This window comes from Rhodoferax sp. GW821-FHT07F03 (assembly GCF_059418745.1).
In genome coordinates, this window is sequence record NZ_JBWKQM010000012.1 from 21,637 (window position 1) to 36,161 (window position 14,525).

Below are 14,525 nucleotides of genomic sequence, written 5' to 3' on the forward strand. Positions count from 1 at the left end.
CAAAAAACACAAGAGACAACCATGACCACGACCAAAATTGCTCCTGAATTAATAGCTGACCACGCACATAGTGCCGGTGCCAGAGTCGATTCTGACTACAAACATCTGGGCGAGCAGCTGGCCCGCCGCGGTGTCAACATCGACACGCTGAAAGCCGAGGTAGCGAAGTTCGCCGTGGCCGTGCCCAGCTGGGGCGTGGGCACCGGCGGCACCCGCTTCGCCCGCTTCCCCGGCAAGGGCGAGCCACGCAATGTGTTCGACAAGCTGCAGGACTGCGGCGTGATCCAGCAGCTGGTGCGCTGCACCCCCACCGTGTCGCCGCATTTCCCCTGGGACAAGGTCAGCGACTACAAGGAACTGCGCCAGCATGCCGAGTCCTTCGGCCTGGGCTTTGACGCAGTCAACTCCAATACCTTCTCCGACCAGAAGGACCAGCCGCTGTCGTACAAATTCGGCAGCCTGACCCATGCCGACGCCGGCGTACGCGCCCAGGCCGTGGCGCACAACCTTGAATGCATCGAAATCGGCAAGCAGATCGGCAGCAAGGCGCTGACGGTATGGATCGGCGACGGCTCCAACTTCCCCGGCCAAAGCCACTTCCGCCGCCAGTTTGAGCGCTACCTGGACAGCAACCGCCAGATCTACGCGGCCCTGCCAGTCGACTGGAACATGTTCCTGGAACACAAGATGTTCGAACCCGCCTTCTACGCCACCGTGATCCAGGACTGGGGCAGCAGCCTGCTGGCCGCGCAAAGCCTGGGCGAGAAAGCCCGCTGCCTGGTGGACCTGGGCCATCACGCGCCGAACACCAATATCGAAATGATCGTGGCGCGACTGGTGCATGCGCAAAAGCTGGCCGGCTTCCACTTCAACGACAGCAAGTACGGCGACGACGACCTGGACAGCGGCAGCATCAACCCCTTCCAGCTGTTCCTGGTGTTCAACGAACTGGTCGACGCGGCGCAAAGCAAGGCGCCCAACTTCAACCCCGCCTACATGCTGGACCAGTCGCACAACGTGACCGACCCGATAGAGAGCCTGATGACCAGCGCCGTGACCGTGCAGCGCTGCTACGCCCAGGCCCTGCTGGTCGACCGCACGGCCCTCACCGGTTACCAGGACGGCAACGACGTGCTGATGGCGGCGCAGACCTTGAAGGCCGCCTTCCACACCGACGTGACCCCGCTGCTGCAAAAGATCCGCATCGAAGCCGGCGGCGCCGCCGACCCCGTGGCAACTTACAGAACTTCGGGCTACCGCACTGACATGGCAACTATTCGCCCCGCCAGCGGCCCCAGCAGCGGCATTGTTTAAGGTAGCTGTGCCCCCAGCACAGCGCCACCCCATCGAGACCGGCGCGCAGCTCCCCAGCTGTAGCGCCGGTAGCGACACCGGCCATAACTCCATTGTTAAGGCCAATTTTTGATACCAACAAAGACATCCAGGAGACAAGCATGAAGAAACAAATCGCAACCCTGCTGACCGTGGCATTGAGCGCGGCCTTGGCCAGTCCGGCATTTGCTGCGGACAAGATCGCCCTGGTGGTGAAGAGCCTGGGCAACGGCTTCTTTGACGCGGCCAACCAGGGTGCGCAGGAAGCAGCCAAAGAGCTGAAAAATGTGGAAATCATCTACACCGGCCCGGCCAAGGCCACGGCCGAAGGCCAGATCGAAATCGTCAACTCGTTGATCGCGCAAAAGGTCTCGGCCATCGTCATCTCGGCGAACGACCCCGACGCCCTGGCACCAGTGCTCAAGCGCGCCATGGACCGCGGCATCAAGGTCATCTCGTTCGACTCCGGCGTGCGCAAAGACGGCCGCATGATGCACCTGAGCCCTTCCAGCAACCCGCTGATCGGCGAAAAACTGGTGAAGATGACGGCCGACGCCGTAGGCTCCACCGGTGAAGTGGCCATCCTGTCCGCTACCGCACAGGCCACCAACCAGAACATCTGGATCGACGAAGCCAAGAAAGTACTGGCCCAGCCCGCCTACAAGGGTCTGAAGTTGGTTAGCGTGGTCTACGGCGACGACCAGACCGACAAGAGCTACCGCGAAGCCCAAGGCCTGTTCAAGAGCTACCCCAACCTGAAGGCCATCATCGCCCCCACCACCGTGGGTGTAGCGGCAGCCGCCAAGGCTGTGCAGGATGAGAAGAAAGTCGGCAGCGTATTCGTAACGGGCCTGGGCCTGCCATCTGAAATGGCCGGCCATGTGAAGAGCGGCGCGGTCAAGTCCTTCGCCATCTGGAACCCTATCGACCTGGGCTACTCGTCTGTCTACGCGGCCAGCCAGTTCATCTCTGGCAAGGTCACTGGCAAGCCGGGTGAAAAAGTGTCTCTGGGCCGTGTGGGCACCGTGACGCTGGATGCGAACAGCGAAGCCGCCATGTCGGAACCCTTCACCTACGATGCCACCAACGTCGAGAAATTCGCGAAGTTCTTCTAACACCCCCAGGCTGCAGTGCTGCGCACTTTTCGCCAACCCCCTTGCAGGGGGCGATACCAGCAGCCCGGCATAGCCGGTTCTGCGGTATCTCTGGTCGACGTGCGTTCTGGCTGACAGTACTGCTGTCGGTAGCCAACAAGTTCGTGGGGCATCTCTGTCAGGGTGGGTGCCCCTTTTTTTTTGCAAAGCTGGATTTCTAAATGAGTGACGTATTGCTTAGCCTGCGCGGCATCCACAAACGCTTTGGCGCTACCCATGCGCTGCGCGGCGTGGACCTGGATTTGCAGGCCGGAGAAGTGCTGGCCCTGGTGGGCGAAAACGGCGCCGGCAAGTCCACTTTGGTCAAGCTGCTTACCGGCGTGATTCCGGTGGATGAAGGCAGCATCTCCTTGCGCGGCGTGGCACACAAGTTTGCCAACGCCCAGGCCTCGCAGGCCGCCGGCATTCTGGCCGTGCACCAGGAGACGGTAATGTTCGAAGAACTCAGCGTGGCCGAAAACATTTACGTGGGCCGCCACCTGATGCGTGGCCCCTTCATCGACTGGAAGAGCATGAACACCCAGGCCCAGCAGGTGCTGGAGCAGATCGGTGCGCGCTTCCAGGCCAGCACCATGGTGAAAGACCTGAGCCTGGCCGAGCGGCACCTGGTGGAGATCGCCCGTGCCCTGTCGCAAAAAGCCCAGGTCGTGATTCTGGACGAGCCCACGGCGGCCTTGTCACAGCAGGAAATCCGCGACTTCTACGGCATCGTGCGCAAGCTGCGTTCCCAAGGCGTGGGTGTAATCTTCATCACCCACAAGTTCGACGAAATATTTGCCGTGGCCGACCAGTATGTGGTGCTGCGCGACGGCACCACCGTGGGCAGCGGCCGCATTGCCGAGGCCACCGAGCAAGACCTGGTGAAGCTGATGGCCGGCCGCGCCATCGACCAGATCTACCCCGCCATCACCTCGGTGCCGGGCGAGGTGGTGTTGACGGTGCAAGACCTGTCCCACCCCACCGAATTTGACAAGCTGAACTTCACGCTACGCAAAGGTGAAATCCTGGGCTTTTACGGCCTGGTCGGCTCTGGCCGCAGCGAATCCATGATGGCGCTGATGGGGCTGAACCCCGCAGCCCACGGCACATTCACGGTGAGTGGACAGCCTTTTTCACCCAAAGACCCGGCGGATGCCATCAACGCCGGCATCGCCTATGTGCCCGAAGAGCGCCAGCGCCAGGGTGGCATTCTGAGCCTTTCGGTGCAGCACAACATCAGCCTGGCGGGCCTGAGCCGCTTTGCACGCGGGCCCTGGCTATCGCAAGTGCGCGAATCAGCACTGTGCCAACGCATGATCGAGCGCCTGCGCATCAAGACCCACTCACCCGACACGCTGCTGTCCGGCCTGTCGGGCGGCAACCAGCAAAAGGTAGTGATCGCCAAGTGGCTGGGCCTGGAGCCGAGCATCGTGATCCTGGACGAACCCACCAAGGGCATCGACGTGGGTGCCAAGCAGGCCGTGTACCAGCTGATCGCGGAAATGGTGGAACAAGGCCTGGCAGTGATTCTGGTGTCCAGCGAACTGCCCGAGGTGATGAACCTGGCCCACCGCACCATCGTCATGCGCCGTGGCGTGCAGGTGGCCGAATTTGCCCGTGCTGACGCGCATGCGGAAGCCATTGTGGCGGCGGCATCCGGCGCCACTGCGGCCAGCAGCCCGCAGCCTGCGGCGCGGCCCACCCCGGTATTGCGAGAGGCATTTGCAGCATGAAAAAATTTAACGTGATTCGCAGGGAATGGCTGCTCCTGGCCATCATCGTAGTGATTGCCCTGGCCGTGGGCGCACGGGCTCCCGTGTTCCTCAGCTGGCGCAACGGCATGGACATCGCCAACGACTCGGCCATCCTGAGCATCCTGGTCATGGGCCAAATGCTGGTGCTGCTGACCCGCGGCATCGACCTGTCGGTGGCATCCAACCTGGCGCTGACCGGCATGGTCTGCGCGCTGCTGGGCCGGGCCTGGCCCGAAGCGCCCATCGTGCTGCTGATATTGGTGTCGCTGGTAGTAGGTGCGCTGCTGGGCAGCGTCAACGGCTGGCTGATTACCCGCTTTGCGCTGCCACCCATCGTGGTGACGCTGGGCACGCTGTCGGCCTACCGGGGCGCGATCTTTGTGGCCAGCAAGGGCGCCTGGATTTCCGACCAGGACATCCACCCCGCCATCAAGGGCCTGCCGCGCGAGGTCTGGCTGGGCCTGCCCGCCCTGGTGTGGTTTGCGCTGGCCGTGCTGGCCGCCAGTGCCGTGTTTTTGAAGCTGCGCCGTGAAGGCCGCGAGATCTACGCCCTGGGCGGCAACCCGCATGCGGCGGCCTATGTGGGCATCTCGGCCAATAAGCGACTGATGATGGTTTACACCCTGTCCGGCATGCTGGCCGGGCTGTCCGGGCTGCTGTGGGTGGGGCGCTATTCGATTGCCTATACCGAGCTGGCCGCAGGCTATGAGCTGACCGTGGTGGCGGCCTGTGTGATCGGCGGCGTGAGCATTGGCGGCGGTGTGGGCAGCGTGCTGGGTGCTGCGCTGGGCGTGCTGTTCATCGGCGTGGTTAACGGTGCCTTGCCGGTGATACAGGTGTCGCCCTTCTGGCAGCAGGCGATTGCGGGGGCGGTGATCTTGGTTTCGGTGGCGGTGAATGCCCGTGCCGAGCGGCGCGCTGGGCGCCAAATTCTGGAACGTAAAGGGAGTCTGGCATGAAGGCCTGGAACACATGGGAACGGGTGCTGCTGGCCCTGCTGGTGCTGCTGTTGGTGGTGTTTGGCGTCACACAACCGGGCTTCATGTCGCCCGACACGCTGGCCGACAGTACCTTCAATTTCAGCGAGAAAGGCATTCTGGCGCTGGCCCTGGCCTTGCTCATCATCACAGGCGAGATTGACCTGTCCATCGCCGCCACGCTGGCGCTTTGTTCGCTAGCCATGGGCTTTTCCATGCGGGCGGGGGCCGGTCCGCTGGGCATCACGCTGGCGGCATTTGCCACCGGTGCCGTTGCCGGCGGGCTGAACGGCTGGCTGGTGACGCGCTACAAGCTGCCCTCCATCGTGGTGACGATTGGCACCTTGTCCCTGTACCGCGGCCTAGCCCTGGTGGCACTGGGTGACAAAGCTATCTCTGGCTACCCCGAGGCCTTCTCCACCCTGGGTAACGCTTATGTGGGCGAGCTGATTGGCGTGCGCTGGCTGGTGCTGCCGATTGAATTCGCCATCCTGCTGCTGTGCGCCGTGGCGGTGGGCGTAGTACTGCACCGCACCGTGCTGGGCCGTCGGCTGTATGCCGTGGGCGCGAATCCGGTGGCAGCCCGCTTCTCGGGCATTGCGGCCGACCGTTACCGCATGGGCCTGTTTGTGTTTGCCGGCCTGATGGCGGCGCTGGCAGCCATCATGCTGACCGGCCGCATCGGCAGCACCCGCCCCAACATCGCCATGGGCTGGGAGCTGGACGCCATCACCATGGTGATCCTGGGCGGCGTGGCAATTGAAGGCGGGCGCGGCAGCATCGTGGGCACCATGCTGGCCGTGCTGCTGCTGGGCCTGTTCACCTTTGCCATGGGCATGGCGAACGTGACCGGCATTGTGATGAGCATGGTGATTGGCGCGCTGCTGATCGTCTCCATGGTCTTGCCGCGCATGTTCAAGCGCCCCGGCCGGAGGCTGTTGGCATGACGGAGGCTGCTGGCATAAGCGTTGAAATTAGCGGTGAAAAATATGCCTTCCGCATGTTTCTGCACCCGGGCTGCGTGGCGGAATACAAAAAGCGCCACGATGAGATCTGGCCCGAGCTGGTGGACCTGCTGAAAACAGCTGGCGTGAGCGACTACAGCATCTATCTCGATGAGGAACACCATGTGCTATTCGCCGTGCTGCGCCGCAAGGCCGGCCACACCATGGACGCCCTGCCCCAGCACCCGGTCATGCAGCGCTGGTGGGCGTACATGGCCGACCTGATGCGCGCCAACCCTGACGGTTCGCCAGTGGCCGAGCCCCTGCCCTGCATGTTCCACCTGGACTGATGCCCATGCAGGACACGACTCTGGACCTGACCCTGGTCATAGACATAGGCAAAAGCCACGCCAAGCTGCTGCTGGTCAACGACAACGGCGAAGTGCTGGAGCAGCATGGCCGCAAGAACGCGCCGGTAATGACGGCTCTGGGCTATACCGCGCTGGACATTGACGGCCTGACCGACTGGATGTGCTCCACCCTGGCCGCGTCACCACTGACCCGGCGCTGCGCACGCGTGATTCCCTGCACCCACGGCGCAGCGTTTGTCGCACTGGACGACAGCGGCCTGGCCTGGCCCGCACTGGACTATGAATTCGACGGCTACGCGGGCCAGACCAGCCCGCTACACCAGGCCTACCAAAGCCAGCGCGATGCCTTCGAGGCCACGCTGTCGCCCGACCTGCCCATGGGCCTGAACGCGGCCCGCCAGCTCTACTGGCTGCAGCACACGCACCCGGACGCCTGGGCCCGCACCCGCAGCCTGCTGCCCTACCCGCAGTACTGGGCCTGGTGGCTCTGCGGCGTGGCCGCCAGCGAGGTGTCGTCCCTGGGCTGCCACACCCAGCTGTGGGCGCCCGACCAGCAAGGCTATTCCGCCCTGGCCCAATCGCAGGGCTGGGCCGCGCTGTTCGCCCCGCTGGCCCCGGCCTGGCAGGTATTGGGCACGGTGCGCCCGGCCCTGGCTGAGGCATTGGGCTTGCCCCTGGCCTGCGAAGTCCACGCAGGTGTGCACGACAGCAATGCCTGCCTGGCGCGCTACCTGTCCAGCATGCAGGACCTGACCGTGGTGTCGTCCGGCACCTGGACGGTGCTGATGGCACCCGACGCCCCCACGGCCACGTTACGCGCCGAGTGCGACATGCTGTGCAACGTCAACGTGCTGGGCCAGGCCACGCCCACCGCCCGCTTCATGGGTGGCCGCGAGTTCGCCGCCATCCTGGACGGCGCGCCGCCCGACCTGGGCACGCTGGAAGACGTGCAGCAGCTGCTACGCAGCCACACCGTCGCCCTGCCCAGCTTTGCGCCGCAGGGCGGCCCGTTCATGCACCGCGCAGGACAAGTACTGCGGGGCGGCAAGACTATCGCCTTGCAAGTGCTGCCCCCAAGCCAACGTTCGGCCCTTGCGGCCCTGTACTGTGCCCAGATCACCGCCTGGCTGGTGTTGCAGCTACGCCCGGCCAGCGCCGCTGCCACGGTAGTCGTGGAAGGCCCGCTGGCGCACAACGCCCTGTACCTGGGCCTGCTGCAGGTCTTGCTGCCCGGCCACCAGTGCCAGGCCAGCATCGATGCCATGGAAGGCACTGCACGCGGCACCTGGATGCTGAGCCGCTGGCCCGCGCCTGCCACGGCGCACAGCCTGCAAGCCGCGCCCCGATACGCGCTGAATGCGCCGAATGCGCTGGACGAACTGCAGGGCTACCACGCAGCCTGGCTGAACGCCCTGCACTGATCACTATGGTTTTCATAGCTGCTAGCGCAGGATTTATCTGCGCCAGAGGCCAGTTTCATACAAATTGCCAAACACACAACACTTCAGCACAAACAACACGTCACTTGCGCTATCAAATAAGTAGCTACCCAGGCATATAAAAACTGCGCAAAAACTGATTTCTCTATAGAAAATTAACCCCTCTGGCGTAATGTCAGGCACTTTGCGAACCACTATCATGTAAAGCGATGACCACGCCTTGTATGCCCGCCCATTCGCTTCAGGACACCACCTCAGACGGAGCTCATGACGATCAGCCCATGCCCGCCTTCGCCCAGCCAGGTGCCAGCTTCGGTAGCTACACCGTGCTGGAAACGATGTACCAAGGCCGGCGCTCCCTGGTGCTGCGTTGCTTGCAGGCTGGCCAGCCCAAAGTCGTCAAGTTTTTGCGCCAGGCCCGGCTGGAGCCAGGCGACGTAGCCCGCTTTCGCCGTGAATTCGAGCTGTCGCGCCGTGTCACGCACCCGCATGTGGTCAGCGCCGAGACGTTGGACAGCCATGGCGGCATGCTCTTTCTCGCCATGGCCGATGACAATGCCGTCTCCCTGCGCAGCCTGCTGCAGCAAGGCACTCTGCCGGTGGCAGACGCGCTGCACATCGCCCTGGCAGTAGTGGACGCGCTGGAGGCCATCCATGTGCGCGACATACTGCACAAGGACATAGGCCCGGGCAACATCATCGCCAGGCTGGGCAGCGCGCCCGGCCAAGCCACGGTAAAGCTGATCGACTTCGGCATTGCCGCCGACATGTCGGTGGAACGCACCCAAACCGCCAGCCTGCGCGAGCTGGAGGGCACGCTGGCCTATATGGCGCCCGAGCAGACCGGCCGCATGAACCGCGACCTGGACTACCGCGCCGACTTCTACGCCCTGGGTGCCACGCTGTTCGAGCTGCTCACCGGCACCCCGCCGTTTGGCCACACCGCCGACCCAGTAGAGGCCGTGCACGCCCACCTGGCGCGCACCCCGCCCCCGTTGCTGTCGTTGCGGCCCGACGCGCCCCCGGTATTGGCAGCCCTGCTGGAGCGTCTGCTGGCAAAGGAACCCGAGGCCCGCTTCCAAAGCCACCCGGTGCTGCGACGCGACCTGCAACACATATTGCAGTACCTGCAGACCCCGCACTTGCGCGACTCCCTGGTGCTGGCGCAGGGCGATTTATCCGAGCGCTTCCAGGTTTCCGGTCGGCTGTATGGTCGCGCGCAAGACGTACAGCGCATGCTGGCTGCCTTCGAAGCAGCGGCCAGCGGCAGTGCCCAGGTCATCACCGTCGCCGGTGTGTCCGGCATAGGCAAGACCGCCCTGGTGCACGAGGTACAGCGCAGCCTGCTGGGCCACCGTGGCCATATGGTCAGCGGCAAATTCAACCAGTTCAGCCAGCACACGCCCTGCGCGGCATTTCTGCAAGCGCTGGAGCAGCGCGTGCGCCAGGTGCTGGCCCTGCCAGCGGCGGAGCAAAGCCTGTGGCGCAACGCCCTGCTGCAGCAATTGGGCCCAAACACAGCTGTCGCCCACGCAGCCCTGCCGGAGCTAGGCCTGCTGCTGGGCGATGATCTGCTGCCCCCGGTACCGCTGGGCCCCACCGAGGCAGAAAACCGCTTTCTGCGCAGCATGCAGCTGTGCTTTGCCGCCCTGGCCCGCGCCGATGCCCCTCTGGTAGTGTTCATTGACGACCTGCAGTGGGCCGACCGCGTGTCCCGCCGCCTGCTGCGTGAGCTAGCGCTGGACGAAGGCCTGCAGCACCTGCTGCTGATAGGCGCCTACCGCGCCGACGAAGTGCCCGCCGGCCACCCGCTACTGCAAGACCTGGCTGCCCTGGCAGACAACGGCGGCCGCCACACCGCGCTGGCCGTGGGCCCGCTGCAGGTGGATGACGTTGCCCAGTTGCTGGCCGACAGCCTGCACCAGCCCGTGGCGCAAGTACAGGCACTGGCCAGCCTGTGCATGGCCAAAACCGGGGGCAACCCGTTCTTCCTGGCGCGCTTCCTGGAAGACCTGTACCGCCGCCGCCTCATCTGGCTGGACCGCAGCGGCCCCTGCTGGCGCTGGTCCGAAGAACACATCCAGGGCGAACGCATTGCCGACAACGTGGTCGGACTGATGCTGGAGCAGTTGCGCCGCCTGCCACCCGACACTGGCACCCTGCTGACCACCGCCGCCTGCCTGGGCAGCCGGTTTGCGCTAAACACGCTGAGCCAGGCCTGCGAAAGCAACGAACACGCCGTGCTGCGCGCCCTGGCTCCGGCCTTGCATGCCGGGCTGCTGGTGCCGCAGGACGCGCGCTACAAATGGATCAGCATGCTGCAAGCCCACGAGAGCCAGGGCGTGCATGTAGAGCTGTCCTTCGTGCATGACCGGGTGCAGGAAGCCGCTTATCTGCTGACCAGTGCCGACCAGCGCCCTGCGCTGCACCTGCGCATAGGCCGCCTGCTGCGTGACGGCAGCCAGCGCCAGCAACCCGACTTTGCCGTCGTCAACCATCTCAACCAGGGCCAGGCCCTGCTGCACAACGCCGCCGAGCGCCTGCAGCTGGCAGGCTTCAATGCCCGCGCCAGCCACCTGGCCCGCGACGCCGCCTCCTTCGACCTGGCCGCCGACTATGCCGCCCAGGCCATTGCGCTGTATGGTGACGCACATTGGCAGCAAGACCCGGTCACCACCCTGGCCCTGCATGTGCACGCCGCCCGCATGGCCGCGCTGAAGGGCGACAGCGAGGCCATGGACCGCTGGATCAACGCCGGCCTGGCGCACACCACGGCGCCCAGCGACCACGCCAGCCTGCTGGACGTACGCATCGAATCCTTTTACGCCTCCGGCCGGCTGGACGAAACCCTGGAGCTGGGCCTGGCCGTGCTACGCCTGCTGGGTACCGAGCCACCCGCGGCCGCCACACCAGCAGAAGCCATGGCGCTGGTGGCCGCCATGCGCGACACCATCCAGGCCCTGGGCTTCGAGGCCCTGGCCGCCCGCCCCGCCATGACCGAACCGCTGTACCTGCAACAACTCAGCGTGATCGCCAAGATGACCGCCGCCGCCTACATCGCCCGGCCCGCACTGCTGCCGCTGCTGACTGTGCTGCAGGTGCGCCTGATGGTGGCCCACGGCCATGCACCCGGCGCAATGTCGGCCTATTCGGTCATGGGCCTGATGGTGGCTGAATTTCTGCAGGACTACCGCTTTGGCTACCAGTTGGGCCGCGTCTCCATGGAGCTGCTGGAGCAGCACGGCTGGCGCCACGTGCATGCGCATGCGGGCTTCTCCTTCAACTCCTTTTTGCGCCATTGGATAGAGGGCATTTCCAGCGGCCTGCCGGCCCTGATGGAGGTACACCGCGACGGCCTGGAAACCGGCAGCCTGCGCCATGCGGGCCTGTCCATGTATGTGCACGACTACCACGCCTTCCTGTCCGGTATGCCACTGGCCGACCTGAGCACCGAGCAGGAACAGCATGCCGCCACGCTGCGCCGCATCCGCCAGCCGGTAGCGCACGACTACCTGGCCGCGCTGCGCGCCACCCTGCAGGCCCTGCACCAGCCCCGCTTCGCCGAGCAGCCGCTGGAAACACCGCAGTTTTCTGCCCAGCAACTGGAGCAGACTTACACCGCGCGCGCCGACCAGACCGGCGCCATGTTCCTACAGGCCTGGCGCTGCATGCTGCATGCGCTGGCCGGCCAACCCGAAGCCGCGCTGGCCGCTGGCGACGCGGCCCAAAAGCTGTTCCCCGCCGGGCGCGGCATGGTGGTGGTGCCGTTCTGCGTCTTCTTCAGCGCCATGGCCGCCCTGGACTGCGCTGCAGCCGACGAAGCCACGTCCGCGCGCTGCCAGGCAGCACTAGCCCGGCTCAGCCTGTGGGCGCAGACCTGCACCGATGTGCGGCCGCTGCAGCATCTGCTGCAAGCCCATCTGCAGCCTGAAGATGCGGGCCTACCCGCCCAGGAGGCCGAATTCCAAGCCGCCCTGCAAGCGGCGCAGCAGCTCCACAACCTGTTCCTGCTGGGCCTGGTCCACAGTTACCACAGCCGGGCCCTGGCCCGCGCCGGCCAATCGCTGCAGGCCCAGGCCGCCCGGGCCGAGGCGCGCGCCATATTTTTACGTTGGGGCGCACATGCCCTGGTAGAGCAACTGGACCGAGCCCACCCACAGCCGGCACCCATCGCCCCACCGGTGCACGATGCCACCGATACCGTGCTGGCGGTGCCCGCCAGCGCGCTGGACCTGTCCACGCTGATGAAAAGCGTACAAGCCATCACCGCTGAAAGCGCCCTGGACGAACTGCTCACGCGCCTGGTCCATGTGCTGCGTGAAAATGCCGGCGCCAGCCGCGCCGCCATCGTGCTCGGCGACCACCGCCGCTGGCAGCTGCAAACCGACAGCAGTGCCGCCGGCAGCGCCAGCGTGCTGGAAGACCTGGCACTGGAAGACGCCGGCCACCGCCTGCCCCTGGAAATATTGCGCACCGTACTCAGCACCGGCCAGCCCGTGGTGGTGCACGACGCCAGTAGTACCCCGGCCTGGCAACGCCTGCCGTATTTCAGCAGCCACCTGGCGCACTCGGTGCTATGCATGCCACTGCTGCGCCAGGGTAAGACCATGGGTGCGCTGTATCTGGAAAATGCTGCAGTCAGCGGTGCCTTCTCGCCAGAGCGCATACAGTTTCTGGAGCTGCTCTCGGGCAATGTGGTCAACGCCATCGACAACGCCCGCCTTGTGGCCGAGCTGCGTGGCCTGGCCGACACGCTGGAGCAACGCGTAGCCGAGCGCACCCGTGCGCTGCGCGAGAGCGAGGCCCGCACCCTGAGCATTCTGCGCAATGCCCCGCTACCCATGACGGTGACCCGCCTGTCGGACAACGTATTTGTCTATGTCAACGAGCGCGCGGCCGAGCTGGCCGGCATGCCGGCAGACGCCCTGATGGGTCATGCGCCTTACAGCCTGTACCGCAACCCTGAAGACCGCGTGCGGATGCTGGCCCAGTACCAGCGCGATGGTGCGCTGCGCGACTTTGAAGTCTGCCTGGGCTCGCCCGAGAACCCAGAGGTCTGGGCCCTGGTGTCCATGGTGCCCATTACCTACGATGGCCACGCCTGCGTGCTATCGACCGTGATCGACATCACCGAGCGCAAGTCCATGGAAACCACCCTGCGCCAAATTGCCTCCACCGACAGCCTGACCGGCATGGCCAGCCGCAGCTACTTCATGGAAAGCACCGAGGCCGAGCTGGCCCGGGCCCGCCGCTACGAACACCCGCTGTCCATAGTGATGCTGGACGTGGACCACTTCAAGCAAATCAACGACCGCCACGGCCATGCCGTGGGCGACCAGGTGCTACGCGGACTGGGCACCACCTGCCGCAACCTGGTGCGTCAACAGGATGTGGTGGGCCGGCTGGGTGGCGAAGAATTCGCCATCCTCATGCCCAACACCGATCCACAGAACGCCGTGGCCCTGGCCGAGCGCTTGCGCGTAGCTCTGGTCACCCTGCCCATGGCCCTGGCCCTGGCCCACGGCGCAAGCCTGACCGTCACAGCCAGCTTCGGCGTGGCCACTCTGCAGCCCGAAGACACGCTGGACAGCCTGCTGGCCCGCGCCGACACCGGCCTGTACCAGTCCAAACACGCGGGACGCAACCGCATCAGCTGCGCCGACCTGCCCAGCACGGTGTGACAAGCCTGCCGCCAGTGCTCTCTTTTTGAGAGCATCTTGCGCAGGTACTACCAGCGCTACAGCCTTGTTTTTCATATATCCAGATGCGGGAAAGGTATATGCATCTGCATTTACACTTACAGGGTGCGCACTTGTTGGTGCGCAGCAGCGTTCTCAGGGCGGGGTGAAATTCCCCACCGGCGGTAATGGCAGCAATGCACAAGCCCGCGAGCGCCTGCAGATGGCAAACATCCGCAGGGTCAGCAGATTTCGGTTTGATTCCGAAGCCGACGGTCATAGTCCGGATGCAAGAGAACGCGTCCCTTGCAGCCTTGTGCCGTGCGCGGCGCTTGGCTGGGCGGGTGCGCGTGCGTCCTGGGTTTGGAAACTTTTAATGTGTTGAAGCCCTATGACCACGACCGCAAAATTCTCCGGCAACATCCGCGTTGCCTTCGTCCAAGCCACCTGGCACGCCGACATCGTCAACCAGGCGCGCGACGGCTTTCTGGCTGAAATGGCCCGCCACGGCGTTGCCCGTGAATCCATTACCGTGATTGAACTGCCCGGTGCTTTCGAGATTCCGCTGCACGCCAAGAAGCTGGCCCAGTCTGGCCAGTTCGATGCCATCGTGGCCGGCGCGCTGGTCGTGGACGGCGGTATTTACCGCCATGAATTCGTGGCCACTGCGGTGATCCAGGGCCTGATGTCGGTGCAGTTGGAAACCGGTGTGCCAGTGTTCTCTGCCGTGCTGACACCGCACCACTTCCATGCCGGTGCCGAGCACCAGCAGTTCTTCAGCGACCACTTCGTACACAAGGGTGTGGAAGTGGCCCAGGCCTGCCTGCGCACGGTGACCAGCCTGCGCCAGCTGGACGCGCTGACGAAGTAAGAAGCAGCTGCTAAGGGCCTGTTGCC

The 14,525-nt window shown here is 64.8% G+C and carries 9 protein-coding genes and 1 riboswitch; all 9 genes read left to right on the forward strand.

What is annotated here, in order from left to right:
• Positions 1-21: 21 nt before the first annotated feature.
• The 9 genes from rhaI (at position 22) to AC07R0_RS18845 (ending at position 14,499) form a co-directional block, all read left to right on the forward strand.
• Positions 22-1,314 carry an L-rhamnose catabolism isomerase gene (rhaI, locus tag AC07R0_RS18805; protein WP_495105971.1) on the forward strand — a complete coding sequence of 431 codons (1,293 nt, stop codon included), beginning with the start codon at positions 22-24 and terminating at the stop codon, positions 1,312-1,314.
• 140 nt (positions 1,315-1,454) lie between these two features.
• Positions 1,455-2,447: a rhamnose ABC transporter substrate-binding protein gene (gene rhaS / locus AC07R0_RS18810; protein ID WP_495105972.1), complete on the forward strand. Its 993-nt coding sequence runs from the start codon at positions 1,455-1,457 to the stop codon at positions 2,445-2,447.
• Between the two features lie 200 nt (positions 2,448-2,647).
• A complete protein-coding gene (locus AC07R0_RS18815) occupies positions 2,648-4,198 on the forward strand; it encodes a sugar ABC transporter ATP-binding protein (protein WP_495105973.1) in 1,551 nt (516 codons plus the stop codon).
• A complete protein-coding gene (locus tag AC07R0_RS18820) occupies positions 4,195-5,178 on the forward strand; it encodes an ABC transporter permease (protein WP_495105974.1) in 984 nt (327 codons plus the stop codon). Before AC07R0_RS18815 ends, AC07R0_RS18820 begins: the two co-directional genes overlap by 4 nt.
• Complete coding sequence (locus tag AC07R0_RS18825) at positions 5,175-6,143, forward strand: ABC transporter permease (RefSeq protein ID WP_495105975.1); 969 nt, start codon at positions 5,175-5,177, stop codon at positions 6,141-6,143. Before AC07R0_RS18820 ends, AC07R0_RS18825 begins: the two co-directional genes overlap by 4 nt.
• Positions 6,140-6,490 (forward strand): L-rhamnose mutarotase, encoded by a 351-nt coding sequence (rhaM, locus tag AC07R0_RS18830; protein WP_495096482.1) that lies wholly within the window; start codon positions 6,140-6,142, stop codon positions 6,488-6,490. The genes AC07R0_RS18825 and rhaM overlap by 4 nt, the downstream gene beginning before the upstream one ends.
• 5 nt (positions 6,491-6,495) lie before the next feature.
• On the forward strand, positions 6,496-7,932 hold the full coding sequence (locus AC07R0_RS18835) for an FGGY-family carbohydrate kinase (protein ID WP_495105976.1): 1,437 nt from the start codon (positions 6,496-6,498) through the stop codon (positions 7,930-7,932).
• A 299-nt stretch (positions 7,933-8,231) separates the two neighbouring features.
• The gene (locus AC07R0_RS18840) at positions 8,232-13,631 is read left to right on the forward strand and encodes a diguanylate cyclase (protein ID WP_495105977.1); all 5,400 of its coding nucleotides are present in this window, start codon (positions 8,232-8,234) and stop codon (positions 13,629-13,631) included.
• A gap of 145 nt (positions 13,632-13,776) precedes the next feature.
• A riboswitch (FMN riboswitch) is annotated at positions 13,777-13,931 on the forward strand.
• An 88-nt stretch (positions 13,932-14,019) separates the two neighbouring features.
• Complete coding sequence (locus AC07R0_RS18845; RefSeq protein ID WP_495105978.1) at positions 14,020-14,499, forward strand: 6,7-dimethyl-8-ribityllumazine synthase; 480 nt, start codon at positions 14,020-14,022, stop codon at positions 14,497-14,499.
• The last annotated feature ends 26 nt before the right edge of the window (positions 14,500-14,525 follow it).

Excerpts from the sequence above, each read along its gene's own strand:
- AC07R0_RS18840 (WP_495105977.1), top strand. The coding sequence starts at position 8,232 with ATGCCCGCCTTCGCCCAGCCAGGTGCCAGCTTCGGTAGCTACACCGTG.
- rhaS (WP_495105972.1), top strand. The coding sequence starts at position 1,455 with ATGAAGAAACAAATCGCAACCCTGCTGACCGTGGCATTGAGCGCGGCC.
- AC07R0_RS18815 (WP_495105973.1), top strand. The coding sequence starts at position 2,648 with ATGAGTGACGTATTGCTTAGCCTGCGCGGCATCCACAAACGCTTTGGC.
- AC07R0_RS18820 (WP_495105974.1), top strand. The coding sequence starts at position 4,195 with ATGAAAAAATTTAACGTGATTCGCAGGGAATGGCTGCTCCTGGCCATC.
- AC07R0_RS18845 (WP_495105978.1), top strand. The coding sequence starts at position 14,020 with ATGACCACGACCGCAAAATTCTCCGGCAACATCCGCGTTGCCTTCGTC.
- rhaI (WP_495105971.1), top strand. The coding sequence starts at position 22 with ATGACCACGACCAAAATTGCTCCTGAATTAATAGCTGACCACGCACAT.
- rhaM (WP_495096482.1), top strand. The coding sequence starts at position 6,140 with ATGACGGAGGCTGCTGGCATAAGCGTTGAAATTAGCGGTGAAAAATAT.
- AC07R0_RS18835 (WP_495105976.1), top strand. The coding sequence starts at position 6,496 with ATGCAGGACACGACTCTGGACCTGACCCTGGTCATAGACATAGGCAAA.
- AC07R0_RS18825 (WP_495105975.1), top strand. The coding sequence starts at position 5,175 with ATGAAGGCCTGGAACACATGGGAACGGGTGCTGCTGGCCCTGCTGGTG.